This is a genomic window from Streptomyces sp. NPDC093795 (assembly GCF_044764665.1).
Lineage (GTDB): Bacteria > Actinomycetota > Actinomycetes > Streptomycetales > Streptomycetaceae > Streptomyces.
Genome location: NZ_JBIWIO010000004.1, coordinates 166,861 through 190,978, shown reverse-complemented (window position 1 = coordinate 190,978; position 24,118 = coordinate 166,861). Strand labels below are relative to the sequence as shown.

Annotated in this window: 23 protein-coding genes; 14 read left to right on the top strand and 9 right to left on the bottom strand. The window is 71.8% G+C overall.

Going from position 1 to position 24,118, the window contains the following annotated elements:
- Positions 1-61: 61 nt before the first annotated feature.
- Together ACIRB7_RS13140 and ACIRB7_RS13135 are read right to left on the bottom strand one after the other, a co-directional pair.
- Positions 62-826, bottom strand: a complete 765-nt coding sequence (locus ACIRB7_RS13140; protein ID WP_403596673.1) for a hypothetical protein — start codon at positions 824-826, stop codon at positions 62-64.
- A 72-nt stretch (positions 827-898) separates the two neighbouring features.
- Entirely contained in the window at positions 899-1,339 is a 441-nt protein-coding gene (locus tag ACIRB7_RS13135; protein WP_403596672.1) for a hypothetical protein, read from the bottom strand.
- 88 nt (positions 1,340-1,427) lie between these two features.
- Here ACIRB7_RS13135 and ACIRB7_RS13130 point away from each other — a divergent pair, with 88 nt between their 5' ends.
- The 5 genes from ACIRB7_RS13130 to ACIRB7_RS13110 all read left to right on the top strand — a co-directional run bounded on the left by ACIRB7_RS13130 (position 1,428) and on the right by ACIRB7_RS13110 (position 4,442).
- Positions 1,428-1,673: a DUF1269 domain-containing protein gene (locus ACIRB7_RS13130; protein ID WP_403596670.1), complete on the top strand. Its 246-nt coding sequence runs from the start codon at positions 1,428-1,430 to the stop codon at positions 1,671-1,673.
- Positions 1,619-1,915, top strand: a complete 297-nt coding sequence (locus ACIRB7_RS13125; protein ID WP_403597664.1) for a DUF1269 domain-containing protein — start codon at positions 1,619-1,621, stop codon at positions 1,913-1,915. The genes ACIRB7_RS13130 and ACIRB7_RS13125 overlap by 55 nt, the downstream gene beginning before the upstream one ends.
- A 124-nt stretch (positions 1,916-2,039) precedes the next feature.
- Positions 2,040-3,134 (top strand): chemotaxis protein, encoded by a 1,095-nt coding sequence (locus ACIRB7_RS13120; RefSeq protein ID WP_403596667.1) that lies wholly within the window; start codon positions 2,040-2,042, stop codon positions 3,132-3,134.
- A gap of 130 nt (positions 3,135-3,264) precedes the next feature.
- Positions 3,265-3,888, top strand: a complete 624-nt coding sequence (locus ACIRB7_RS13115) for a hypothetical protein (protein WP_403596665.1) — start codon at positions 3,265-3,267, stop codon at positions 3,886-3,888.
- Between the two features lie 47 nt (positions 3,889-3,935).
- A complete protein-coding gene (locus ACIRB7_RS13110; protein WP_403596663.1) occupies positions 3,936-4,442 on the top strand; it encodes a DUF1269 domain-containing protein in 507 nt (168 codons plus the stop codon).
- A gap of 79 nt (positions 4,443-4,521) precedes the next feature.
- Here the strand turns inward: ACIRB7_RS13110 and ACIRB7_RS13105 are convergent, their stop codons facing one another.
- Together ACIRB7_RS13105 and ACIRB7_RS13100 are read right to left on the bottom strand one after the other, a co-directional pair.
- Complete coding sequence (locus ACIRB7_RS13105) at positions 4,522-5,784, bottom strand: arginine deiminase (RefSeq protein ID WP_403596660.1); 1,263 nt, start codon at positions 5,782-5,784, stop codon at positions 4,522-4,524.
- A gap of 49 nt (positions 5,785-5,833) precedes the next feature.
- On the bottom strand, positions 5,834-7,291 hold the full coding sequence (locus ACIRB7_RS13100; protein ID WP_403596659.1) for a basic amino acid/polyamine antiporter: 1,458 nt from the start codon (positions 7,289-7,291) through the stop codon (positions 5,834-5,836).
- Between the two features lie 341 nt (positions 7,292-7,632).
- Between ACIRB7_RS13100 and ACIRB7_RS13095 the strand changes: the two genes are divergently transcribed.
- The 3 genes from ACIRB7_RS13095 (at position 7,633) to ACIRB7_RS13085 (ending at position 11,330) form a co-directional block, all read left to right on the top strand.
- Entirely contained in the window at positions 7,633-9,045 is a 1,413-nt protein-coding gene (locus ACIRB7_RS13095; RefSeq protein ID WP_403596656.1) for a family 2B encapsulin nanocompartment shell protein, read from the top strand.
- A 155-nt stretch (positions 9,046-9,200) separates the two neighbouring features.
- Entirely contained in the window at positions 9,201-10,430 is a 1,230-nt protein-coding gene (locus ACIRB7_RS13090; protein WP_403596654.1) for a family 2 encapsulin nanocompartment cargo protein terpene cyclase, read from the top strand.
- Between the two features lie 15 nt (positions 10,431-10,445).
- The gene (locus ACIRB7_RS13085) at positions 10,446-11,330 is read left to right on the top strand and encodes a geranyl diphosphate 2-C-methyltransferase (RefSeq protein WP_403596651.1); all 885 of its coding nucleotides are present in this window, start codon (positions 10,446-10,448) and stop codon (positions 11,328-11,330) included.
- A 48-nt stretch (positions 11,331-11,378) separates the two neighbouring features.
- On the opposite strand, the gene ACIRB7_RS13080 is transcribed toward ACIRB7_RS13085, so the two are convergent.
- Positions 11,379-12,338: an adenosine kinase gene (locus ACIRB7_RS13080; protein WP_403597661.1), complete on the bottom strand. Its 960-nt coding sequence runs from the start codon at positions 12,336-12,338 to the stop codon at positions 11,379-11,381.
- Between the two features lie 241 nt (positions 12,339-12,579).
- On the opposite strand from ACIRB7_RS13080, the gene ACIRB7_RS13075 reads away from it, so the two are divergent.
- A complete protein-coding gene (locus ACIRB7_RS13075; protein ID WP_403596649.1) occupies positions 12,580-13,722 on the top strand; it encodes an alpha-lytic protease prodomain-containing protein in 1,143 nt (380 codons plus the stop codon).
- A gap of 123 nt (positions 13,723-13,845) precedes the next feature.
- On the opposite strand, the gene ACIRB7_RS13070 is transcribed toward ACIRB7_RS13075, so the two are convergent.
- The 3 genes from ACIRB7_RS13070 to ACIRB7_RS13060 are packed head-to-tail and all read right to left on the bottom strand — an operon-like array spanning position 13,846 to position 15,335.
- Positions 13,846-14,226 carry a hypothetical protein gene (locus ACIRB7_RS13070; RefSeq protein ID WP_403596646.1) on the bottom strand — a complete coding sequence of 127 codons (381 nt, stop codon included), beginning with the start codon at positions 14,224-14,226 and terminating at the stop codon, positions 13,846-13,848.
- 49 nt (positions 14,227-14,275) lie between these two features.
- A complete protein-coding gene (locus ACIRB7_RS13065; RefSeq protein WP_403596644.1) occupies positions 14,276-14,980 on the bottom strand; it encodes a nucleotidyltransferase family protein in 705 nt (234 codons plus the stop codon).
- A gap of 55 nt (positions 14,981-15,035) precedes the next feature.
- Positions 15,036-15,335, bottom strand: coding sequence for a hypothetical protein (locus tag ACIRB7_RS13060; protein ID WP_403596641.1), 300 nt, complete (start codon positions 15,333-15,335; stop codon positions 15,036-15,038).
- A 113-nt stretch (positions 15,336-15,448) separates the two neighbouring features.
- On the opposite strand from ACIRB7_RS13060, the gene ACIRB7_RS13055 reads away from it, so the two are divergent.
- The 5 genes from ACIRB7_RS13055 to ACIRB7_RS13035 all read left to right on the top strand — a co-directional run bounded on the left by ACIRB7_RS13055 (position 15,449) and on the right by ACIRB7_RS13035 (position 21,786).
- Positions 15,449-17,248, top strand: a complete 1,800-nt coding sequence (locus ACIRB7_RS13055) for a thiamine pyrophosphate-requiring protein (RefSeq protein WP_403596639.1) — start codon at positions 15,449-15,451, stop codon at positions 17,246-17,248.
- Between the two features lie 135 nt (positions 17,249-17,383).
- A complete protein-coding gene (locus ACIRB7_RS13050) occupies positions 17,384-17,719 on the top strand; it encodes a DUF3040 domain-containing protein (RefSeq protein WP_403596636.1) in 336 nt (111 codons plus the stop codon).
- A gap of 89 nt (positions 17,720-17,808) precedes the next feature.
- Positions 17,809-18,300 (top strand): SRPBCC family protein, encoded by a 492-nt coding sequence (locus ACIRB7_RS13045; RefSeq protein WP_403596634.1) that lies wholly within the window; start codon positions 17,809-17,811, stop codon positions 18,298-18,300.
- Positions 18,301-18,356: 56 nt separating this feature from the next.
- The gene (locus ACIRB7_RS13040; RefSeq protein WP_403596631.1) at positions 18,357-18,782 is read left to right on the top strand and encodes an STAS domain-containing protein; all 426 of its coding nucleotides are present in this window, start codon (positions 18,357-18,359) and stop codon (positions 18,780-18,782) included.
- 58 nt (positions 18,783-18,840) lie between these two features.
- On the top strand, positions 18,841-21,786 hold the full coding sequence (locus ACIRB7_RS13035; protein ID WP_403596628.1) for a HAMP domain-containing protein: 2,946 nt from the start codon (positions 18,841-18,843) through the stop codon (positions 21,784-21,786).
- Here the strand turns inward: ACIRB7_RS13035 and ACIRB7_RS13030 are convergent, their stop codons facing one another.
- Positions 21,787-24,105, bottom strand: a complete 2,319-nt coding sequence (locus ACIRB7_RS13030; protein ID WP_403596625.1) for a SpoIIE family protein phosphatase — start codon at positions 24,103-24,105, stop codon at positions 21,787-21,789.
- Positions 24,106-24,118 lie beyond the last annotated feature (13 nt).

The window sequence follows — 24,118 nt, the reverse complement described above, 5'->3', positions numbered from 1 at the left end:
CCGGGTCGATCATGGCCCGTAACACCGATCACACAGCGGCCCGGGGCACTGTGTGAGCACCTCACGAGGAGGCGGAGCCGTCGGCGACGTCCGTGGCGCGCAGGAGCCTCAGGAAGGCCTTCAGACCGGTGATGATCTCCTCGTTGTCGGTGAGCCGGTTCACCGTCGCCTCGAACTCCCGCGCCAGCGCGGCGACCTTCCGGTCGGTCCCGTCGGCACGCCGGTCCGCGGAGAGCGCGACGGCGTCGACCGTACGGCGCAGCTCGGCGAGGGCCCGGTACTGCTCCTCCGCCTTGTCGTCCAGGACCGTGGCACCGTTCTCGAGCGCCGCGACGCGCCCGGTCAGCGCCACCACGTCGTCACGCGGGAACGTCACCTCTCTCAGGAGCACGCCGAGCCGGCCCCGCAACTGCCCGAAGTACGCGCCGGCCGGCCTGAAGGACGTACTCAGGAGGAAGAACCCGGCACACCAGTAGGCCGCCTCGCGGCCGGTCGCGACGGCGACGGCGAGCGCGAGGGCCGCCGTCACCCCGTGCCCGGCGACGGCGACCCGCAGCATCACGCGCGCGATGCGCCGTGCCTCGGTGTCCCGCTCCCCGGCGACGGCGAGGCCCTTCTCCCTGCTGAGGGCGATCTCGGCCAGCACCGCATGGGCCCGGAAGTACAGATTCCACGGGGCCGTGAGGAGCAGCAGGAGCCAGAGCAGCCCGAGGACGCCCGCCCCCACGGCGAGCACCGTGCCGGGCGGTGCCCCCACCGCGTACGCCAGCACCAGCGCGCCGACCGCGAGCCCCGCAGCCACGAACACACCCACGACCTTGCTCATGCCGCCCCCTCCGAGCCGGTTCACACCCTGGCGACATGGTCCCGCCGGGGCCGGGCCCTGGCATGAGTACCGCTACTCAGACAGGGGTGCCGCCCGGCCGGCGCACCCCCGTCCGGACCCGTCAGCCGACCCCGAGCGGGGCCTCCGGGCGGCGGCGATGCGCCGGGCGACCACTTCGGCCGTGTTGCCGTCGGGCGTGGTCGAGGTCTTCGTCGTGGAGACGGCGAGGGCGAGACGCTTGGAGGGAAGGTAGGCCTGGATCGCCGCGTAACCGGAGAACGACGGGTTCTGCAGGACCCAGCCGTTGATCACGAGGACCCCGAGACCGAAGTGCGCGGCCTCCGTCTGCTTCAGGCAGATGGAGGCGGGGCACTTCGCGGTCGCGCCCCCGAGCCCGACCGTCCCCGGTCGAGCAGCGTGCGGTACGAGCGGGGGGGCGGCGGGGATCGCCCGTACGCCCGCTGAGGGGAACCATCGAGTCGCGAGGGTGTGTATATCGGTACAAGATGACATTTTGTGGCCCCCGGAGAGGTCGCTCGGGCCTCTCCACCGCAGGGCGACGCGGACGTCCGGCGCGCTGCCGCCGCTACAGGAGGCGGGAATGTCTGAGCTCATCGTCATCGGGTACGACGACCAGGAAGCGGCCGAGCGGGCGTTCGCCACGGTGCAGGATCTGCAACGCGACTACGTGGTGCATCTGAACGGTCTCGCCGTCGTCTCCGTGGACGCCGACGGCAGGACGCACGTCGACACCACCAGCCGCATCGTCGGCGTCTCCGCCGCCTCCGGGGCCTGTGGGGAGCGATCTTCGGCATTCTCTTCCTGCTGCCGGGGGTCGGCCTCCTGACCGGAGCGGCCTTCGGCGGCCTCGTCGGCAAGCTCAGCAAGTCCGGAGTCGACGATCGGTTCCGCCGGCAGGTGGAGGACCTCCTCACGCCCGGCGCGGCCGCCGTCGTGATCATGGCGTCGAAGATCACCGACGACAAGTTCACGGTGGCCATGCAGCCGCACGGCGGCACCGTCCTCAAGACCTCGCTCAGCGACGAGGACGAGAAGGAACTGGCCGACCAGCTCGCCGGGCCCCAGTAGCCGCCCCGACCGGCCCGGCCGTGACCCCCGCCCGGCCGTACCCACCCGCCCGGCCCCGTGTCCACCTGCCCGGACCTCCCCGCAGAACCGCCGGAACCGCCGGAACCGCCAGGAAGGCTGCCCCATGGACCCCGCGCTCAACAGCGACGTGCTCGCGAAGCTGCGACAGCCCCGCCCGTACCCCGCCGTCTCCCTCGTGATGCCGACGCACCGCCGCGAACCGGAGAACGCGCAGGACCTCGTACGCCTCCGCAACCTCGTGGCCGCGGCGGAGAAGGCTGTCCACGACGACCCGGCGGTGACCCGGGAGCGGCGCGCCGACGTCCTGGACCAGCTGCGGCGGGCGGTGGCCGAGGTCGACCTCGCGCACGCCGAGGACGGTCTGGTGATCTTCGTCGCGCCGGGGGAGTACCACGTGTGGTCGGTGGCCCGGACGGTCCCGGAGCGCGTCGTCCTCGCCGACACCTTCCTCACCCGGAACCTCGTCGCCGCCCAGGCCGCCGAACAGCCCTCCTGGACGCTCGCCGTGGCGGCCGACCGGGTCTCGCTGTGGAGCGGCGACCCCGAGCGGGTCACCGAGCACACCGGAGACGGCTTCCCGTTCACGCGCGACCTCGACCCCCAGGACGTGGAACGCGAGGAACGCGTCGGCGAGGTGCCCAGCACCTTCCGGGACGAGGCCACCCGGCAGTTCCTGCGCGAGGCGCACCAGGCACTGCGCGCGGTCCTCGCCGCCCGGCCACGCCCGCTGTACGTGGTCGGTGAACCCGCCGCCCTCGCCCTCCTGGAGGAGACCGGGCCGCTCCTGCCGGGCACCACGCCGGTCCAGCACGGCGGGCTCGCGCGAGGACCGGCCACGGCGGTGCGGGAGGCCCTCGAGCCCGCCCGCGTCGCCCGCGAGGCCGCCGCGTCGACCACGGTCGTCGCCGAACTCGACGCCGCCCGCGGGCGGCGGGAGTACGCCGGAGGGATCGACGAGGTGTGGCAGGCCGTGAAGGAGGGCCGGGTCCGGCTGCTCGCCGTCGAGGACCACTACCGGCCCGTCGTACGCGACGACGGCGGCCATCTGGAGCCCGCCGAACCCTCCGAGGCCGGGGCGCGGGACGACATGGTCGACGAGATCGTCGAGCGGGCCCTCGACACCGGAGCCGAGGTCCAGTTCGTACGCGACGACACCCTGCTCGACATGGACCGCATCGCCGGCGTACTCCGCTACTGACCCCGACTCCGACCACGACCCGCCCTGACCCCGACTCCGACCACGACCCGCCCTGACCCCGACCACGACCCGACCCCGACCACTGACCCGAGCACGACCACGGCACGGAAACGAGAAGAGGACGCATCCCGTGAACCCTTCAACGGCGCGCGCACGCGCGGCGAGCGCGGCCGCGGCCGTGATCGCCGTCGCCCTCGGCGCGACCGGCCTGGTGGCCTGCGACACCGGCGGCGACGACACCGGCGGCCCCACGTTCAGCCCACGCGTCACGGCCCCCGACACGGGCGGCTTCACGGGTGAACCGCCGTCGGCCCTCGCCTCCTCGGCGGCGGAGGCGGTCGAGTCGGCGCGCGCCTCCGCCTCCTCCGCCGCGGCCTCGGCATCCGAGCGTGAGGCATCGCGCAAGGCGTCCATCGGGGCCGAGATCGAGCGTTCGCGCCAGGAGGCCGAGGACGCCCTGAAGGACGTGCAGGGGCGGGGCAACGCCCTGAACGAGGTCGCCATGACGGGCAAGCCCCGGGCCGACACCGGCGGCCGCCTCGCCGTCGTCCTGAACATCACCAACAAGACGGACGAGGAAGCCTCCTACGCCGTCCAGGTCGACTTCCTCGACCCCTCGGGCAAGGCCGTCGAGACGCAGTTCGTCGGCGTCGAGGACCTCGAACCCGGCGGACGCGAGCAGCCGGTGGTCATCAGCCGGCAGCCCGCGGAGCCGGTGCTGACCCCGAAGCTCGTCAAGGCCCAGAGGTACTGACGGAAGCGGTACCGACAGAAGCGGTACCGACACAGGAGGAGAACCGCATGTCCGAACTCATCGTCCTCGGCTACGACGATCCCGCTGTCGCGCGCCGGGCCTTCGCCGCGGTCCAGGAGCTGGAGGACAGCCACGTGGTCGAACTCAAGGGCCTCGCCGTCGTCTCCGTGGACGCGGACGGCGAGACCCATGTGGACACCCCGGGCAAGAGGGAGGGCAAGGCGGCCCTCTCGGCCACCGCCGGCGCCCTGTGGGGCATGGTCCTCGGCATGCTGATCCTCACCCCGGGAATCGGCGTCGTGGGCGCCGCCGTCGGGGGGCTCATCGGCAAGCTGAACCAGATGGGCGTCGACAACTCCTTCCGCGAGAAGGTCCGGTCACTGCTCGAACCCGGCTCGGCCGCCGTCGTGATCATGGCCTCGAAGGTCACCGAGGACACGTTCGCCTCCGCCATGGAGCAGTTCGGGGGAACGGTGCTCAAGACCTCGCTCCCGGAGCAGAGCGAACGCGAACTCGCCACGCAGCTGGCCGGCCCCGCCGCGAGCGACGACTGACGCGCACCCCCGTCGCCCACCGCGAGAGGAACGCGGAGAACCGGCCGGCCCCGGGAGGGGCGGCCGGTTCTCCGCGTCCTCAGAAGTCGACCGCGTCCCGGACGAGCGGGCAGGTCATGCAGTGGCCGCCGCCGCGCCCCCGGCCGAGTTCGGCGCCGACGATGGTGATGACCTCGACGCCCGCCTTCCTCAGCAGCGTGTTGGTCTGGGTGTTGCGGTCGTACGTGAAGACGACACCGGGTTCGAGGGCGACGGCGTTGTTGCCGCTGTCCCACTGCTGCCGCTCGGAGGCGTACACGTCGCCGCCGGTCTCGATCACCCGGAGCTGGGGCAGGCCGAGGCCCTTGGCGACCACGTCGACGAAGGGCTTGCTGCCCTCGTCGGTGATCTCGACCCCGGGCGCCTTGTCGCCGGGGCGCAGCGAGAAGGTGTGGACCGCGTCCATGATCTTCGGGTACAGCGTGACGATGTCACGGTCGGCGAAGGTGAAGACGGTGTCCAGGTGCATCGCGGAGCGCAGCTTCGGCATGCCGGCGACGATGACGTGCTCGGCGGCGCCGTTCCTGAAGAGGGAGGCGGCCACCTGGGTGATGGCCTGGCGCGAGGTGCGTTCGCTCATGCCCATGAGGACGACACCGTTGCCGACGGGCATGATGTCGCCGCCCTCGAAGGTGGCCTGGCCCCAGTCCTCCTCGGGGTCGCCCCACCAGACGGTGGCGTCCGCGTAGTCGGGGTGGAAGGAGTAGACCGCCTTCATGAGGAGGGTCTCGCCGTGCCGGGCGGGCCAGTACAGCGGGTTCAGGGTCGCCCCGCCGTACAGCCAGCAGGTGGTGTCCCGGGTGTAGAGCGTGTTCGGCAGCGGTGGCATCAGGTACTCGCGCGCCCCCGTCGCCTCGCGGGCCAGGGAGACGTATCCGGAACGGAACGCGTCGGGCAGGTCGGCCGTCGACAGACCGCCGATGAGGTACTCGGCCAGATCGCGCGGTGCGAGGGAGTCGAGGAAGGCCCGGGTGTCGTCGATGAGGCCCAGGCCGACCTCGTTCGCGGTGATCTTCCGGTCGAGGAGCCAGGCCCGTGCCTCGGGGATGGCCATGGTCTCGGTGAGCAGGTTGTGCAGCTCCACGACCTCGACGCCCCGCTGGGTCAGCTTGTTGACGAAGTCGGCGTGGTCGCGCTGTGCGTTCTCCACCCACATCACGTCGTCGAAGAGGAGGTCGTCCGAGTTGGTCGGCGTCAGCCGGCGGTGGGCGAGCCCCGGGGAGCATACGAGGACCTTGCGGAGTCGTCCGACCTCGGAGTGCACGCCGAGCGCGGGCTTGGCGGAAGCGTCGTTGCTGGTCATGCGGCGGGCCTTTCCAGGGGCGGGGGACAGGTGAAGGGGCCGGCCTGGCTCAGAGGCTGATCCAGCCGGTCGCGAGGGCCACGATCCCCAGGACCGCGCCGGCGACGGAGACGGCCAGGATCACGAACTCCCGCGCGGAGAAGAGCTGTCTGCCCTGTTCCCGCCTCGCCTTGACGAACAGGAAGGTCGCGGGGGCGTAGAGGATGAAGGACACCAGGACGAACTTGGGCCCGGCGGCGTACAGCAGGAACGCGGTGTACACCGTGGCGAGGATGGCGACGACCAGCTCCCGCCGGGTGCTTTCCCCCGCCACCTTCTCCTGCGCGGGCCGCAGGGCGATCTTCACCGCGAACCCGGCGGCCAGCAGGAACGGGATCAGGCTGAGCGAGCTGGTCAGGTCCAGGGCGAAGTTGAAGGCGTCGTCGGAGAACGCCGTGACGACCAGGACGACCTGGCTGAGGGCCGTGGTCATCAGAAGGGCCGGGACGGGGACGTCGTCGCCGCTGGAGCGCCCCAGGAAGCGCGGCATGTCCTCGTCCTTGGCCGCCACGAACAGCACTTCGGCGGCCATGAGGGTCCAGGCGAGATAGGCGCCGAGTACGGAGACGATGAGGCCGACGCTGACGAAGACCTGGCCCCAGTTGCCGACCGCGGCCTCCAGGACACCCGCCATGGAGGGCTGCCGCAGCTCGGCGATCTCGCTCATCGGCATGATCCCGTACGACACGATGGTCACCGAGGCGAAGACGGCGAAGACGCTGAGGAAACCCAGGATCGTGGCCCGGCCCACGTCCTCGCGGCGCTTGGCGTGCCGTGAGTACACGCTGGCGCCCTCGACGCCGAGGAAGACGAAGACGGTGGCGAGCATGGTGCCGCGGACCTGGTTGAACAGCGAGCCGGCGTAGTCCGCGCCGCCGAAGTTGTCGGCGAAGACGGACGGCTTGAAATAGAACAGGGCCAGGATGACGAAGACGATGATCGGTACGACCTTGGCCACGGTCACGATCCGGTTGATCGCCGCGGCTTCCTTCACCCCTCGCCTGACGAGCAGGAAGAACGCCCACAGCCCGGCCGAGGACAGGATGATGGAGAGGGCCGTGTCGCCGTCGCCGAGCGCCGGCGCGATCGCGCCGATCGTCGACATGATGAGCACCCAGTACGTCACGTTGCCGACACAGGCGCTCGCCCAGTAGCCGAAGGCCGAGAAGAACCCCAGGTACTCGCCGAAGCCGGCCTTCGCGTACGCGTAGACACCGGCGTCCAGGTCGGGGCGGCGCACCGCGAGCGTCTGGAAGACGAACGCCAGCATCAGCATGCCGCAGCCGGCGACGGCCCAGGCGATCAGGGCGCCCGCGACACCGGTCTCCTGCGCGAACCGGCGCGGCAGCGAGAACACGCCGGCTCCGACCATGGACCCGACGACCATCGCGGTGAGCGTGACGAGCGTGAGCTTGGCGGTGGGCGTGGAACCGGTGGCGGTACCCGTACTGGTATCGGCGTTCGACATGACCTACCTCTTCGACGGGTTCGCCGGGCTAGCCGAATCTAGCCCGGTGGTAGGCATTTGTCGCAGTAAGGCACCCTTTGCGCCTACGCGAGATCCGTTGAGTCGGGCCGAAAATCGCCGTTCGCGCGGTTAAACCTCGCACGGAGCAAGATCGCCGTTTCGGGGTAATGCCCCCGGTCCGATCGGGCGTGGCGGGATCACCGACCGTTACTGTTCCCCCGGATCTGGACGGATTCCCAGAGATTCACCCCCTTCCTCCTTTTCCTTCCCCTTTCTCCTCCTCATCGGCTTGCGCACCCGTGCGCGCGCCACCACCCCCCTCCCAAGGAGAGCCCGCCCCCATGACCGTTGACACGAGCCCGGACGCACAGCTGGACGCCCCGAAGCAGTCCAGCCTGAGCACCGCGGCCGCCCGGAACCTCGCCACCACGACCAAGTCCGCCCCGCAGATGCAGGAGATCAGCTCCCGCTGGCTGCTGCGGATGCTCCCCTGGGTGGAGACCAAGGGTGGCGCCTACCGGGTCAACCGCCGACTGAGCTACACGGTCGGGGACGGTCGCGTCGAGTTCGTCCAGGACGGTGCACACGTCCGGGTGATCCCCCGCGAACTCGGCGAACTCGCGCTGCTGCGTGACTTCGAGGACGAGGAGGTGCTGAACGCACTGGCCGCCCGGTGCGTCCAGCGCGACTTCGGCGTCGGTGAGGTACTGGTCGAGCGCGGCGCCCCCGCCGAGCAGATCCACTTGATCGCCCACGGCCGGATCAAGCAGACCTCCCTCGGCAAGTACGGCGACGAGGTGGCCGTGGCCGTACTCGCCGACGGTGACCGGTTCGGTGAGAACGCCCTTCTGGACGCCGACGCCCGATGGGACTACACCGCCACCGCCGAGACCTCCGGTACCCTCCTCACCCTCTCCCGGGCCGAGTTCGCCGCCGTGCTGTCCTCCGCACCGGCCCTCCAGGCCCACATCGAGGAGTTCAGCTCGCTCCCCCAGCAGCGGCAGAACCGTCACGGCGAGGCCGAGATCGCCATGTCGGCCGGCCACACCGGCGAGGTCGACCTGCCGGGCGCCTTCGTCGACTACGAGCTCAAGCCGCGCGAGTACGAACTCTCCGTCGCGCAGACCGTGCTGCGGGTCCACACGAGGGTCGCCGACCTCTACAACGGACCGATGAACCAGACCGAGGAGCAGCTCAGGCTCACCATCGAGGCGCTGCGCGAGCGCCAGGAGCACGAGCTGATCAACAACCGGGAGTTCGGCCTCCTCCACAACGCCGACTTCAAGCAGCGGATCCAGACCCACTCCGGCCCGCCCACCCCGGACGACCTCGACGAGCTGCTCTGCCGCCGCCGCGCCACCAAGCTCTTCCTCGCCCACCCGCGGACCATCGCCGCGATCGGACGCGAGTGGAACGCCCACGGGCTGTACCCGGACACCGTCGAGCTCGACGGGCACCGGGTCCTGGGCTGGCGCGGGGTCCCGATCCTGCCCTGCAACAAGATCCCCATCACCAAGGAGAACACCAGCTCGATCCTCGCCATGCGCCTCGGCGAGGACAACCAGGGCGTCATCGGTCTGCGCCAGACCGGACTGCCGGAGGAGTACGAGCCGGGCCTGTCGGTGCGCTTCATGGGCATCAGCGAGCAGGCGATCATGTCGTACCTCGTCACCACGTACTACTCCGCCGCCATCCTCGTGCCCAACGCGCTCGGGGTCCTGGAGAACGTGCAGATCGCCCGCAGGCGCGACTAACTAGGCCGCGTCCGGGGCGCGAGCCGCCCCGCGACAGCAACGACAGCAACGACAGCAACGACAGCAACGACAGCAACGACGGCCCGGGGGTCTCCCGGGCCGGTCCAGCGTGCCCGGGAGCCCGGACAGTTCACCCCCTCACCAAGGAGTCACGGATGCCCGAACCCGGGCCTTCCCCTCTGCAGTCGAGCCTGCCCACCGCCGCCACCCACTTCGGGGCCCACGTCCTCGGCCGGTCGGCCCCGCCCATCGAGCCCACCGACACCGGCGCGACCGCCGAAGCCACCGCCGCCGCGCCGCCCCTCCCCGGCCTGGGATGGGTCCCGCACGGCCCCACCGGGCTCGGCACGGCGGCCCTGTCCCTCGCCCGGCACGAGGCGGCACCGGCCCCCGGGGCACCGGTTGCGGGGCGACCGATCCCGGGCCTCTACTTCCACCCCGTACCGGAACCGGACCCGGCGCGGGTGGACGAGGTCAGTCGCCGGATCAAGGCGTGGGCCCAGGACGAGGTCCAGCTCTACCCCGAGGACTGGGAGGGCGAGTTCGACGGCTTCTCCGTCGGGCGCTACATGGTCGCCTGTCACCCGGACGCCCCGACCGTCGAGCACCTCATGCTCGCCACCCGCCTCATGGTCGCCGAGAACGCCGTCGACGACTGCTACTGCGAGGACCACGGCGGTTCGCCCGTCGGTCTCGGCGGCCGCCTCCTCCTCGCGCACACCGCGCTCGACCCGCTGCACACGACGGGGGAGTACCAGCCGGCGTGGGCGGAGTCGCTCCACGCGGACGCCCCCCGGCGCGCCTACCGCTCCGCCATGGAGTACTTCACCGGCCAGGCCACCCCCTCCCAGGCCGACCGGTACCGGCACGACATGGCCCGGCTGCACCTGGGGTACCTCGCCGAGGCGGCCTGGACCGAGACGAACCACGTGCCGGAGGTGTGGGAGTACCTGGCGATGCGCCAGTTCAACAACTTCCGCCCCTGCCCCACCATCACGGACTCCGTCGGCGGCTACGAACTGCCCGCGGACCTGCACGCCCAGCCGGCCATGCAGCGCGTCCTCGCGCTCGCCGGGAACGCCACCACCATCGTGAACGACCTGTACTCGTACACGAAGGAACTCGCCAGTCCCGGCAAGCACCTGAACCTGCCCGTGGTGATCGCCGAACGGGAGAACCTCTCCGACAAGGAGGGGTACCTGAAGGCCGTCGAGGTCCACAACGACCTCATGCGCGACTTCGAGGCCGCGGCCGCCGACCTCGCCGCCGCCTGCCCCGTCCCGAGCGTGCTGCGCTTCCTGCGGGGCGTGGCCGTGTGGGTCGACGGCAACCACTACTGGCACCAGACCAACACCTATCGATACAGCCTGCCCGATTTCTGGTAAGAAACGGAATTATCTGTGACCAGCACCGAGTACTCCACCGTCAACGGCACCTCCGCGTTCGTCCCCTCCCCGGCGACGCCCTACCAGGGCGACATCGCCCGCTACTGGAACGACGAGGCCAGGCCCGTGAACCTGCGCCTGGGTGATGTCGACGGCCTCTACCACCACCACTACGGCATCGGCGACATCGACCACGCCGCCCTCGGGGACATCGAGGACAGCGAGTACGAGAAGAAGCTGATCACCGAGCTGCACCGGCTGGAGTCCGCGCAGGCCGAGGTGCTCCTGGACCACCTCGGCTCGATCGGGCGTGACGACACGCTCGTGGACGCCGGCTGCGGCCGCGGCGGTTCGATGGTCATGGCCCACCAGCGCTTCGGCTGCAAGGTCGAGGGCGTCACCCTCTCCGCGAAGCAGGCCGACTTCGGCAACCAGCGCGCCAAGGAACTCGGCATCGAGGACCATGTGCGGGCCCGCGTCTGCAACATGCTGGACATGCCCCTGGAGACGGGACAGGCCGCGGGCTCGTGGAACAACGAGTCGAGCATGTACGTCGACCTGCACGACCTCTTCGCCGAGCACTCCCGCGTCCTCGCGGTCGGCGGCCGTTACGTGACCATCACCGGTTGCTGGAACCCGCGGTACGGGCAGCCCTCGAAGTGGGTCTCCCAGATCAACGCTCACTTCGAGTGCAACATCCACTCCCGCCGCGAGTACCTGCGCGCGATGGCCGACAACCGTCTCGTGCCGCAGGCCGTCATCGACCTGACGCCCGACACCCTGCCGTACTGGGAGCTGCGTGCCACCTCGTCCCTCGTCACCGGCATCGAGGAGGCGTTCATCAACTCCTACAAGGACGGCTCCTTCCAGTACGTCCTGATCGCGGCCGACCGCGTCTGACCGCGTCCGGCCGGCCGAGGTCCGGCCGACGCGCTCGGGCCGGGTCCGTCAGCCGACGGACCCGGCCCTTTCGTCGGCCACGTCGCCGCCGGGCACCGGAGGGTCCGTCAGTTCCGCGACCACCTTGAGGAGTCCGGCGCGGTCGATGGCGTCGGCGCCGGTGGCCGGTACGGTGCAGGCGTGGGCCCCGGCCACCGCGCCGTAGAGGGCGCACCGGCCGAGGTCCTCGCCGGTGAGACGGCCGAAGAGGAAGCCGGAGGCGAAGGCGTCGCCCGCTCCGTTGGTGTCGACCACCGGCGCGCGGGGCGCGACGGCGGGGACGTGGACGAGCCCGTCGGCCGTCAGGACGTACGCGCCCTCGGCTCCCGCCGTGGCGACCACGACCTCGGCCCGGCCCCGCTCCAGGATCCGGCGCATGGTCCGCTCCGGGTCGGCCAGGGCCGTGGTGGAGACGAAGACGAGGTCCGCGCCGTAGGCGAAGGGCTCGTGATAGGGGTTCTCGCCGTCCCAGTTGTGCAGGTCCGTGGAGATGCCGAGGCCCGCTTCACGCAGCTGCGGAAGGGCGAAGGCGCAGGGGTACGTGATCGAGACGTGGGCGTGCCGGCTCGCCGACGCGAGGGAGCGGACCAGCTCCTCGGGCAGTCGGTCGGACTCCCGGGACCGGCTGTCGTCGTAGAGCGAGAGCCGGCGTCCGTCGGGCCCGACGAGGTTGACCGCCCGTTTCGTGCCACCGGGCAGGAGCACCTCCGTGAACGCGATGCCGTGGTCGCGGTGGAAGGTCCGGACGAGGTCGCCGGCCGAGTCGTCGCCGATCATGTCGAGATGGTGCGTCCGCAGGCCGAGTGAGCTCAGGCCCAGGGCCACGAAGTCGCCCGTCTGCCCGGCGCGGGTCTCGATGCCCGGCCGGATCATGTAGCTGTCCGCGTACGGCAGGGGGAGCTCGGGCACGTACACGATCGTGTCGACGCCCGACCCTCCGAGAACGAGGACGTCGTACGGGCCGCTCATCATGGCTCCTCTCGTCATGCGCCTCTTCGCCCGGGGAGTCAAGCAGCCGGTGCCGATCACGGCAAGGAGTTGCAGGGGATTTCAGCAACTGATTGCGGGCCGAGTGGCGTTCGGTGAGCGGGGGAGTGTTCAGCTCTGATTTCCGCGCCTGGTATGGACCTGACAAGTGAAGGGAGCTAGCGTACCGGCGTGCTCGCTTGAGAGCGCTCTCAACGACCTCTTCCCCCACCAGGAGGCTCCTGTGAGACGTACATCCGCCCTGCGCGCCGCCGTCGCGGCCCTCATGCTCACCGTCGGATTCGGCGCCGCCCACGCCGTCCCCGCGAGCGCCGAACCCTCCGGGGCCACGCCCACCGCATCCGCCGGTCTCCTCGACGCCATGCGCCGGGACCTCGGGCTCACGGACCAGCAGGCCGTCGAGCGGCTCAAGGCCGAGCGGGACGCGGCGCGCGTGGAGACCGAGGCGAAGAGGGCGGCGGGCGACTCGTACGGCGGTGCCTGGTTCGACGTGCGCAGCGGACGGCTCGTCGTCGGTCTCACCGACCGGGGCGAGGAGGCGGAGGTCCGGGCACTCGGCGCCGAAACCCGGCTCGTCCGGCACAGTGCCGGCGCACTCGACCGCGCCAAGGCCCGCCTCGACGCCCGCTCCGCCCCGGCCGGGGTCGCCGGCTGGCACGTCGACCCCCGCACCAACAGCGTCGTCGTCACCGTCGTCCGTGCCGACCGGGACGCGCCCGCCGTGCGTGCCTTCGTCGAGCAGGCCCGCGGGGCCGGCCCCGTCACCGTCGCGGAGACACCGACCGCACCCCGTACGTACGCCGCGGGAACCGTCGGCGGCGACCCGTACTACACCGGCAACGTCCGCTGCTCCATCGGGTTCTCCGTGCACGGCGGCTTCGTCACCGCCGGGCACTGCGGCCGGGCCGGGGCCGCCGTCCGTGGCTGGGACGGCTCCGCGATGGGCACCTTCCAGGGCTCCTCGTTCCCCGGCGACGACTACGCGTACGTGAGCATCCACAGCGGCTGGTGGACGGTACCGGTGGTGCTCGGCTGGGGCACGGTGCCGGACCGGCTGGTCCGGGGCTCGGCCGAGGCGCCCGTCGGCGCGTCCATCTGCCGCTCCGGCTCCACGACCCGGTGGCACTGCGGCACCGTCCTGGGCAAGAACCAGACGGTGAACTACAGCCAGGGCGCGGTGCACCAGATGACGAAGACCAGCGTGTGCGCGGAGGGCGGTGACTCCGGCGGCGCGTTCATCAGCGGCGACCAGGCCCAGGGAGTCACCTCGGGCGGCTGGGGCAACTGCTCGACCGGCGGTGAGACCTGGTTCCAGCCCGTCAACGAGATCCTCGGCCGGTACGGGCTGACGCTCCACACCGCCTGATCCTCCTGCGGTACGGCGTCCGTGCCCCGGCCCGGCGGGTCGAGAACCCGCGACCACCGGTCCGGGGCACGGCGCCGACGCCCGGGGGCTCCTCGATCGGCGCTCCCGGGGGCCGCGGCCTCGTCATCGAGGCCTCTCGTCCCCCTTGCCGGTCATCCGCTCCCAGAGCCCCGGGTGGGTGTCGCCGGCCGGCGGACCGGTCCGCTCGTCATGTACCTCGCGCTCCTCGCGCGGCGGGACCTCCGACCGGCGGTGAGTCGCTCGCGCGCCGTGCGCACCCGTACGCCGTCGCCGGGCCATGCCGCCGAGGATCATGGCGAGGGCGAGGCAGAAGACCAGCGCGATACCGATGCCGGCGAGGAAGGCGCCCAGCGTGTCGACCGTGCCGACGGAGTGGTCGAGCACCGTCGCCTCGTACTCCGGGCCGCCGGAGATGTTGTCGGCGATGAGGAGACCGGTGAAGGCTCCGGCGGCGATGAGCAGCAGAAGTCCGATGAGAAGCATGGCGGCTCCTCCTTTCTTCGCTGTGGGCGACTGCCCGGAGGCAGCCGGCTCACACGCCCGGCCCGCCGTCCTCGGCGTCGTCGCGCGGCCGGATGACGTCGAGGAGCTCAAGGAGGTACAGGAAGGCGGCGGCCATCGGCCGGTCGCCGGTCTCCTTCCGTACGCGGTCCCAGTCGACCCGCTCACGAAGACCCCGCGCGACCGGGAGGAGCTTTCCGTAGTCGCAGTGGTGCTCGGACAGGGCGGCGAGCCGTCCCACCATGAGGTCGGTCGGGTCGATGACCGGCATGTGCACCGAGTCCACAGGAAGCGTCCACGCGCGTTCGAGCAGCTCGCTGGTGACGGGCCGGCCCGCGAGGGAGAAGATCAGGTCGATGTGCTCCCCGCCCCGGCGGGCCTTGACCAGCCAGTCCTCCGGCGGGTCGACGATCTCGATCCCGTGTTCGCGCAGCAGTCCCTTCACGGTGTCGGCGTCCTCGCGGCGCACGGCGAAGTCCGTGTCGTGCTGGAGCCGCACGGGGATCCCGTAGGCGTACGCCGCGACGCTCCCCACCAGGGCGAACGGGCATTCCGATGCCTTGAGGACGCCGGCGATCTCCTTGGTGACCTCGAGAATGGCCTGGGTGTGGTCCAGCGGGAGCTCCTGCTCCGGCGTACCCCCCGCTGTGCGCGCCGCGAAGCCCGCGATCCGGGCGGGTAGCGGATCGCCCGGCGACATACGGGCGTCCAGGGGGCGGCCTTCGGCAAGGTTCATGGAGCATCCTCCTCACGGGTGCCGCCGCTGCTCGTCGAGGGGCGGGAACAAGCGGCTACCCAGAGTGCGGGGAAGAACGCCTCCGGGGGCGGCCGGGCTCCTCCAGGAGGTCGAGCACGGCGCGTTCCACTGTGCCCCGCGTCGCCGGATGGCCGAACACGCCGTGCTCGCCGAGACGTTCGAGCTCGGCGGCGACCGTGGCCCCCTCGGCAAACCGCTCGACGACGCGCGGTGCGATGTACGAGCCGCGACAGACCGCCGGGGCGTTGCCCAGGTGGTCGCTCACCTCGCCCACCGCCCGCCGCACCGCGGCGCGGACCTCAGGACCGCCGCCGGGCTTCTGTGAAGCCCTCACGCCGGGCCGCCGCGTTTCCGCGAAGGCCGCCCGGGCAGCCGCACCCCAGCACGATGAGCGACGAACCTGACCGAACGGGCGTAAGCGCGCCGAACGAACGGAGGCGACCCATCATGACCAAGGTGACGGTCGGCGACCACCTGCTCGACCGGCTCCGAGCCTGGGGCGTCAACCATGTCTTCGGGTATCCGGGCGACGGCATCAACGGCCTTCTCGCCGCGTGGTCACGAGCCGGGGACGACCCCCGGTTCATCCAGGCGCGGCACGAGGAGACGGCCGCCTTCGAAGCTGTCGGGTACGCCAAGTTCTCCGGACACGTCGGCGTCTGCGTGGCGACCTCGGGACCCGGCGCCGTCCATCTCCTCAACGGCCTGTACGACGCCAAGCTCGATCACGTGCCCGTCGTGGCCATCGTCGGCCAGACGGCCCGCAGCGCCATGGGCGGCTCCTACCAGCAGGAGGTCGACCTGCACACCCTGTTCAAGGACGTGGCGAGCGCCTACCTGGAGACCGTCACCGTCCCCGAGCAGCTCCCGAACGTGCTCGACCGGGCCATCCGCACCGCCTACGCGCGCCGCGCCCCCACCGCCCTGATCATTCCGGCGGACGTCCAGGAACTGCCGTACTCCCCACCGGAACACGCCCACAAGATGGTTCCCTCCAGCCTCGACGTGAGCGGCTGGGCCCCAGTGCCCGACGACGACTCCCTCGCCCGCGCCGCCGCTCTCCTCAACGAGGGCGAACGGGTCGCCATGCTCATCGGACAGGGAGCGGCGGGCGCCGCCCGCGAGGTCGAGGAGACGGCCGAGGCCCTCGGCGCGGGCGTCGCGAAGGCACTGCTCGGCAAGGACGCGCTGAGCGACGAACTGCCGTACGTGACAGGCTCGATCGGCCTTCTCGGCACCCGCCCCTCGTACGAGCTGATGCGGGACTGCGACACCCTGCTGACCGTCGGCTCCAACTTCCCGTATTCCGAGTTCCTCCCCCCGTACGGGCAGGCGCGGGCCGTCCAGATCGACATCGACCCGCACATGGTCGGACTGCGCTACCCCTACGAGGTCAACCTCGTCGGCGACGCGGCCACCACCCTGCGCCGGCTGATTCCGCTGCTCACCCGCAAGGAGGACCGCGGCTGGCGGGAGACCGTGACCGGCGGCGTACGCAAGTGGAAGACGGTCATGGAGCGCAGGGCCGCGCTCTCCGCCGATCCGGTCAACCCCGAGTACGTGGCGGCGGCCCTCGACCCGCTGATGCCCGAGGACGCGATGATCACCTCGGACTCCGGCTCCATGGCCACCTGGTACGCCCGCCACCTCACGATGCGCGGCACCATGCGCGGCTCGCTCTCCGGCACCCTCGCCTCCATGGGCTGCGGAGTCCCGTACGCGATCGGCGCCAAGTTCGCCCACCCCGACCGGCCAGCGATCGCCCTGGTGGGAGACGGGGCCATGCAGATGAACGGCATGGCGGAGCTGATCACCGTCGCCAAGTACGCCGGCGAGTGGACCGATCCGCGGCTCGTGGTGGCCGTGTGGAACAACGGCGACCTGAACCAGGTCAGCTGGGAGCTGCGGGCCCTGGGGGGAACGCCGCCCTTCGAGGCCTCGCAGTCCCTCCCCGACGTGCCGTACGCCGACTTCGCCCGCTCCCTCGGGATGACCGGCATCCGCGTCACCGACCCGGACCGCGTCGAGGACGCCTGGCGCGAAGCCCTGGCGGCGGACGGGCCCGCGGTCCTCGACTTCCGTACCGACCCCGCCGTTCCCCCCATCCCGCCACACGCCACCTGGGACCAGATGGAGGCCACACTCTCCTCCCTGGCGCACGGCGGCGGCGAAGGCGGCCACGTCGTCGTGCAGGGACTCAAGGCGAAGGCGCAGGAGCTGCTGCAGCGCGACCCCGACAGGCGGTGAAGGACACGCCGCCGGAGATCCCTCGCCGCGCGGAGCCCGCCGGGCGCCTGGCCGGGTACCGGCGTGGTTGAGCCGGGCCCGTCTGGGCAGCGGCAGAACAGGACGCCGGTCGGAGCACGGCGGGAGGTGTCCGTGATGGACGAGGCCCGGCTCTCGGAACGTGAGCGACGCATCCTGGCGGAGATCGAGCAGCGCCTCGAGGAGGATCAGCCGCTCGCCCGCGGGCTGCGCACGATGCGGCGCGGACCACTGCGCCGGGCCGACGGCGGCCGCCGGGGCCCGACGGTGCTCGGCCTCTGCGCCCTCGGCGCCGCGACCCTGGTCCTGCTCGTCCTGGCCGTCGCCACCGAGGCCCCGATCCTCATCTGGGCCTTCGCCGCCACCTGGGTCCTGACCCTGGTCACCCTGCTGCGTCTGGTGGTCCGTTGGACGAGACGCATGGCCGGGACGCCCCGAGCACCGGAGAAGTGAGGCACGCCCCGCCTCGGGGGTTACGAGAGCCGCCACCGGGTAGCCGCGCAGCCGTCCCGGTACTCCACCGACCGAGGGAGATGACCGCGATGGTGCACGACACGATCAGGGTGGACGCCCCCGTGCGCGAGGTCTACGACCAGTGGACGCAGTTCGAGGAGTTCCCCCGGTTCATGGACGGCGTGGAGGAGGTCCGGCAGCTCGACGACCGGCACTGCCACTGGCGGACGCGGGTCGCCGGGGTGACTCGCGAGTTCGACACCGAGATCGTCGACCAGCTGCCCGACGAGCGGATCGCCTGGCGGACCGTCGGCGGGGACGTGAAGCAGCAGGGCGTCGTGACCTTCCAGCGCCTCGACGACTCCCACACGGAAGTGACGCTGGCGATGGAACTCGAACCGGAGGGCGTCGCCGAGAAGGCGGCGGCGGCCGTGGGCATGGTCGACAGCCGCGTCGGCAGCGACCTGCTCCGCTTCAAGGAGTTCATCGAGGAGCACGACAGGGCGACAGGGGGCTGGCGCGGCAGGCTGCGGCCCGGCGAAGCCCAGGAACCCACCGAGGGGCGGGACGCACAGCCGTAGGGGAGGCCCTTCGGCGCCGAGGTGACACCAGCGACGGGAAGGAGGCTCGCGATCCTATGCAGGGTGACAACCGTGCGGAGGCAGACATCGGAACGGGACGCGTCGGAACGCCCCACAGCGCGGCCGACGACGACCCGGTGGAGCCCATCGCCGTCCTCGTCAGGCCCGACACCCCCTCGGGGACCGTCGTACTCGCCGTCCGGGGCGAGCTCGACTACGGGACGTCCGCGCCCCTGCGCGACGCCCTGGAGGAGAACACCGGGTCCGGCCGCGTCGTCGTCGACTGCTCAGGACTGCGGTTCTGCGACTCGACCGGACTCAACCTGCTCCTCAAGGCACGGCTGAAGATGCAGGGCGACGGCGGACGCCTGGACCTCGCGGGACTCCGGGCTCCGGTCGACCGCATGTTCGAGATCACGGGGGCGCGGACCGTCTTCCGCGTGTACGGCGACACGGACGAGGCGCTGGCGGATCCGCCCTAGGACCCGCGGCGGCCGTTCTCCGGAGGCCCCCGCTCCGGCCGCGACCTAGTGTGGGGTGGTGGAGAACGGCGAGAACGGCGAGATCGGTGACGACGGGCTTCAACGCCTGCTCGCCGGGCTGACCGCCGTACGGGACGGCGAGCTCTCCGTACGCCTGGCCGAGGGCTCCGACGGCGTCCTCGGCGAGATCGCCGGCGTGTACAACGACATGGTCGACCGGCTCTCCCTGCTCACCTCGGAAGTCACCCGCGTCGCGGGAGAGGTCGGCGGGCAGGGCCTCCTCGGCAGCCGGGTCCGGGAAGCGCGGGCGCGCGGGGTGTGGCAGGAGGTCACCACCGGCGTCAACACGATGGCCGACAATCTCACGTCACAGGTCCGCTCCATCGCCCAGGTCGCCACCGCCGTCGCGCGCGGCGACCTCACCCAGAAGATCAGGGTCGACGCCCGCGGCGAGGTCCTGGAGCTGAAGGAGACCATCAACACGATGGTCGACCGGCTCTCCTCCTTCGCCGAGGAGGTCACCCGGGTGGCCCGCGAGGTCGGCACGGAGGGCAAACTCGGCGGCCAGGCCACCGTCGGCGGGGTGTCGGGCACCTGGAAGGACCTCACCGACAACGTCAACTCCATGGCCGACAACCTCACCAACCAGGTGCGCAACATCGCCCAGGTCACCACCGCCGTCGCCCAGGGCGACCTGACCACCCGGATCGATGTCTCCGCGCGCGGAGAGATCCTGGAACTCAAGACCACCATCAACACCATGGTCGACCAACTGTCCTCGTTCGCCGCCGAGGTGACCCGGGTGGCCCGCGAGGTGGGCACGGAGGGCAAGCTCGGAGGCCAGGCCGAGGTCGAAGGCGTCTCCGGCACCTGGATGCGCCTCACCGAGAACGTCAACGAGCTCGCCGGGAACCTGACCCGCCAGGTCCGCGCCATCGCCGAGGTCACCAGCGCCGTCGCCGAGGGCGACCTCACCCGCTCCATCACCGTCGACGCCCCCGGCGAGGTCGGCGAACTCCGCGACAACATCAACGCCATGGTGGAGTCCCTGCGCGCCACCACCCAGGCCAACCAGGAACAGGACTGGCTGCAGACCAACCTCGCCCGGATCACCGGACTCCTCCAGGGCACCCGCGGCCTCCCCGAGATGGCCGAGCTGACCATGGCCGAGGTACCGCCGCTCGTCTCCGCCCAGTACGGCGCCTTCTTCGTCGCCGAGGAGGACGAGCGCGGCCCCGGCCTCGTCATGGCCGCCTCGTACGGACTCCCCGACGCGACGGAGGACGGCGAACCGCGCCGGTTCCGCCCCGGCGAGGGACTCGTCGGCCAGGCGGCGCACGGCCGCCGCCCCCTCGTCGTCGACCCGGTGCCGCCGGGCTACGTCACGATCTCCTCCGGCGTGGGCTCCGCGGAACCCCGCGCCCTGATCGTGCTCCCCATCGTGGTCGAGGACCAGGTGCTCGGCGCGGTCGAACTCGCCTCCCTGCACCCCTTCACCGGCCTGCGCCGCGACTTCCTCGACCGGTTCGTGGACAGCGCGGGCGCCGTCCTCAGCTCCCTCGTCGCCAACCTGCGCACCGACGCGCTGCTCGGCCAGTCACGTACCCTCGCCGACGAACTCCGCTCCCGTACCGAGGAGTTGCAGGCCAGGCAGCGGGAACTCCAGCGCTCCAACGCCGAACTCCTGGAGAAGGCCGCGCTCCTCGCCGAACGCAACAAGGACATCGAATCGAAGAACCGGGTCATCGAACAGGCACGGCAGGAGCTGGAGACCCGGGCCCAGCAGCTCTCCCGCACCTCCATGTACAAGTCCGAGTTCCTCGCCAACATGAGCCACGAACTCCGGACCCCGCTCAACAGCCTCCTCATCCTGGCCCGGCTGCTCACCCAGAACCCCGACGGCAACCTGACACAGAAACAGGTCGACTACGCCGAGGTCATCCACTCCGCCGGATCCGACCTGCTCCAGCTGATCGACGACATCCTGGACCTCTCCAAGGTGGAGGCGGGCAAGATGGAGGTCCGGCACGAGCCCTTCGCCATGTCCCAGCTCCTGGAGTACCTGGAGTCGACCTTCGGCCCGGTCGCCGACGAACGCGGGCTCGACTTCTCGGTGACCGTGGCACCCGACGTACCCCGCTACCTCACCACGGACGAGGGACGGCTCCGCCAGGTGCTGCGCAACCTGCTCTCCAACGCGCTGAAGTTCACCGACACGGGCCGGGTCGACCTGACCGTCGCCCACACACCCCCCGACGAGGCCCCGGCCGCCCTGCGCGACGGCCGCCCCGTCCTCGCCTTCCGCGTCACCGACACCGGCGTCGGCATCCCCGCCGACCGCCTCCGGCACATCTTCGACGCCTTCCAGCAGGGCGACGGCACCACCGCCCGCCAGTACGGCGGGACCGGCCTCGGCCTCTCCATCAGCCGCGAGGTCGCCAGGCTCCTCGGCGGCACCATCACCGTCGAGAGCATGCCGGGCCGGGGCAGCACCTTCACCTTCCACCTCCCGGAGCGGGCGGTGCCCCGCGAACCGGCCACCACCACCCCGGCCGACGACCCGCAGGGACGCGACGGCGGCCTCGCGAGCACGTCCGCCGGCGCGGAAGGACCGGAGTACGCCGGCGGCACGGTCCTCGTGGTCGACGACGACACCCGCAACGTGTACGCGCTCACCGAAGTCCTCGAAGCACAAGGACTGCGGGTCCTCACGGCCGACGGAGGGCGCCGCGGCATCGACCTGGTGGCCGCCCACGAGGAGATCCGGCTGGTCCTCATGGACGTCATGATGGCCGGGACCGACGGCTACCGGGCCATCGAGGAGATCCGGCGACTCCCCGGCCGCGCCGACCTCCCGATCATCGTCGTCACCGCGAAGGCGATGCCAGGCGACCGGGCGAGCGCCCTGGAGGCGGGCGCCGACGACTACCTCGCCAAACCGGTCGACCAGACGGAACTCCTGGTCATGATCCGGCGCGGGCTGACGAACAGACCGGCGCACTGACTACCTCTCCCGGAGCCGTACCGCCACCACGCTGGTGTCGTCGTCGGTGTCTCCCGTCACCATCCCGAGCAGACCGTCCACCAGCTGCTCCAGGTCCTCCACCGCGGCGAGTTCCTCCGCCGCCTCGACCAGCCGGCCGAGCCCGGTGCCCAGGCCGTCATGGCGCCGCTCCACCAGGCCGTCCGTGTACAGCAGCAGGGTGTCGCCCGGCCGTAGCGCCGTACGGCGCTCCTGGTACCTGGAGGAGGCCGTCGCCCCCAGCAGGATGTCCTGGGGCGGATCGAGCAGCGTCGCCCGGCCTTCCCTGAGCAGCAGCAGGGGCAGATGCCCGGCGCTCGACCAGACGAGCTCGCCGTCCTCGGGGTCGTACAGCGCGCACACCGCCGTCGCGGTGCTCCCGCCGCCCGTCCGCAACGTGACCTCGTTGAGCCAGCCGAGGAGCTGCCCGGGACCCCGGCCGGTGAAGGCGAGCGCCCGCTGCGCGTTGCGGAGGGCGACCATGCCGGTGACGGAGTCGATCCCGTGCCCCGCGATGTCACCGACGGCCACCAGGACCTTGCCGCTCGGCAGCGGAAGTACGTCGTACCAGTCGCCGCCCACCTGGTACTCCTCGGCCGCCGGCCGGTACCGGGAGGCCACCACGAGGCCGCCCGGCAGCTCCTGGAGGGCGGGCACCTCGGGAACGATCGCCCGCTGGAGCTGGAGGGCGAGCTGATGCCTGACGTCCGCCTGGTCACGGACGGCGTTGAGGTGGTCGAACGTCGCCGTCAGGGCGAGTTCGGTGCGTCTGCTCGCCGACACGTCCTGGTAGACCCCGACGCAGCCGGTGACCGTCTCGCCGTCGAGAAGCGGCTCCGCCGCCACCCGGACATGACGCACCGAGCCGTCGGGGAGCAGGACCCTGAGCACCGTCTGCGCGCCCGCCCCGCGTTCCGTCAGGGTCGTCAGCAGACCGGTCAGCGCCTCGCCGTCGTCCCTGTGGATCCGCCCGCGGAGGGCCAGGAGCGGCACCGGGGCCTCGTGCCGGGACATGCCGAAGATTCCGTACGCCTGCTCGGACCACACCGTCTCGCCGCCGTCCAGGCTGTCCTGGAAGGTCGCGACCGTCTGGAGCCTCGCCACCGCCCGGCCCACCGCGAGCCGGTGGTCGCCGGAGGCGTGCCACAGGACGACGGCCAGCTCCTCGCCCGCCGGCAGGACCCGCACGTCGAGGAGCGGAGCCGGAGCCTCGCCCGGCCCGGCTCCGGTTCTCGCCGCTGAGTCGGCCCCTGCCCCGGCTCCCGCCCCGGACGTCACCGGGAGCCGGGCGGCGTGCTGGACCCGCCGGGTGCGGCGGACCCGCCGTACCAGGCGGGCGAGCTCCCGGTGCGCCAGGGGGAAGAGGCGGGTCAGGGACCTGTCGTCGGCGGGGAGCGGACCGCCGAACGTGGCCACCGCCTCCTCGTTGGCGTGTTCCACCGTCGGCGTCCCGGACGGGCCGTGCGTGCGCAGCAGCGCCGCCGGGTGGGTCAGCGCGTCGAGGATGTCCACGAGCACCGGGGCTCCGGGCTCGGGGGAGTCCGGGCGGTCGAGGACGGTACTCGCCACCGTAAGCAGCTGGGTGACGGCCCGCCGGGTCCGGGTGTCGAACGTCCTGGGCTCCGGCCAGCCGACGAGCGCCAGGCCGATCGTGGCGCCACGCCTCCGCAGCGGCACGAGCGCGCGGGCCGCGACCGCCGAGGCCCCCGGCAGTGCGGCGGCGTCGGCCGGGCCGCCGCCCAGCCACAGGGGCGTGTTCTCGACGAGGGCGGTCCGCAGGGGTGCGGGGGCGGCAGGGGGGATCCCGCGCCAGGGCGCCGCCTCCGTCGCGGAGACCCCGGCGCACCCGGCGAGCCGCAGGTGCCCGGCGTCGGCGCACCGCCACAGCCACAGACTGTCCGCGCCCAGCGGGGCGAGACCGCCCTCCAGGAGCGTGCGGGCCGCCTCGCCGACGCTGTCCGCCGTCTCGGCGGCGGTGGCCGTACGACGCAGCCGACGGGCGGGGAGGGGCGGGGCCGGCCCGGGGCCGACGCGCGGGTCGCCCGGTGCGGCGACGGCGTTCACGATGTCGGCGGCGAGGTCCTCCGGGGACACACCCGTCGCCCGGGCGAGATCCTCCAGATGGTCGGCCGCTCCGGCCGTGGACTGTCCCAGCTGGGCGGCGAGCATCCCGGTGGCGAGATCGATCAGATGACGGCGCGCCGCCCGCTCCCGCAGACGCCGGTTCTCCGCGGCGAGCCCGGCGAAGCCCGAGGCCGGTTCGGCGGCGGACACCCCGGAGGAACCCCCGGAACCCGTCAAGGCGACCTCCGAT

What these genes read in the sequence shown, in the direction of transcription:
- ACIRB7_RS13140 (WP_403596673.1), bottom strand. Translation starts at nt 826, where the DNA reads ATGAGCAAGGTCGTGGGTGTGTTCGTGGCTGCGGGGCTCGCGGTCGGC.
- ACIRB7_RS13135 (WP_403596672.1), bottom strand. Translation starts at nt 1,339, where the DNA reads ATGTCATCTTGTACCGATATACACACCCTCGCGACTCGATGGTTCCCC.
- ACIRB7_RS13130 (WP_403596670.1), top strand. Translation starts at nt 1,428, where the DNA reads ATGTCTGAGCTCATCGTCATCGGGTACGACGACCAGGAAGCGGCCGAG.
- ACIRB7_RS13120 (WP_403596667.1), top strand. Translation starts at nt 2,040, where the DNA reads ATGGACCCCGCGCTCAACAGCGACGTGCTCGCGAAGCTGCGACAGCCC.
- ACIRB7_RS13110 (WP_403596663.1), top strand. Translation starts at nt 3,936, where the DNA reads ATGTCCGAACTCATCGTCCTCGGCTACGACGATCCCGCTGTCGCGCGC.
- ACIRB7_RS13105 (WP_403596660.1), bottom strand. Translation starts at nt 5,784, where the DNA reads ATGACCAGCAACGACGCTTCCGCCAAGCCCGCGCTCGGCGTGCACTCC.
- ACIRB7_RS13100 (WP_403596659.1), bottom strand. Translation starts at nt 7,291, where the DNA reads ATGTCGAACGCCGATACCAGTACGGGTACCGCCACCGGTTCCACGCCC.
- ACIRB7_RS13095 (WP_403596656.1), top strand. Translation starts at nt 7,633, where the DNA reads ATGACCGTTGACACGAGCCCGGACGCACAGCTGGACGCCCCGAAGCAG.
- ACIRB7_RS13090 (WP_403596654.1), top strand. Translation starts at nt 9,201, where the DNA reads ATGCCCGAACCCGGGCCTTCCCCTCTGCAGTCGAGCCTGCCCACCGCC.
- ACIRB7_RS13080 (WP_403597661.1), bottom strand. Translation starts at nt 12,338, where the DNA reads ATGAGCGGCCCGTACGACGTCCTCGTTCTCGGAGGGTCGGGCGTCGAC.
- ACIRB7_RS13070 (WP_403596646.1), bottom strand. Translation starts at nt 14,226, where the DNA reads ATGCTTCTCATCGGACTTCTGCTGCTCATCGCCGCCGGAGCCTTCACC.
- ACIRB7_RS13065 (WP_403596644.1), bottom strand. Translation starts at nt 14,980, where the DNA reads ATGAACCTTGCCGAAGGCCGCCCCCTGGACGCCCGTATGTCGCCGGGC.
- ACIRB7_RS13055 (WP_403596639.1), top strand. Translation starts at nt 15,449, where the DNA reads ATGACCAAGGTGACGGTCGGCGACCACCTGCTCGACCGGCTCCGAGCC.
- ACIRB7_RS13050 (WP_403596636.1), top strand. Translation starts at nt 17,384, where the DNA reads ATGGACGAGGCCCGGCTCTCGGAACGTGAGCGACGCATCCTGGCGGAG.
- ACIRB7_RS13045 (WP_403596634.1), top strand. Translation starts at nt 17,809, where the DNA reads ATGGTGCACGACACGATCAGGGTGGACGCCCCCGTGCGCGAGGTCTAC.
- ACIRB7_RS13040 (WP_403596631.1), top strand. Translation starts at nt 18,357, where the DNA reads ATGCAGGGTGACAACCGTGCGGAGGCAGACATCGGAACGGGACGCGTC.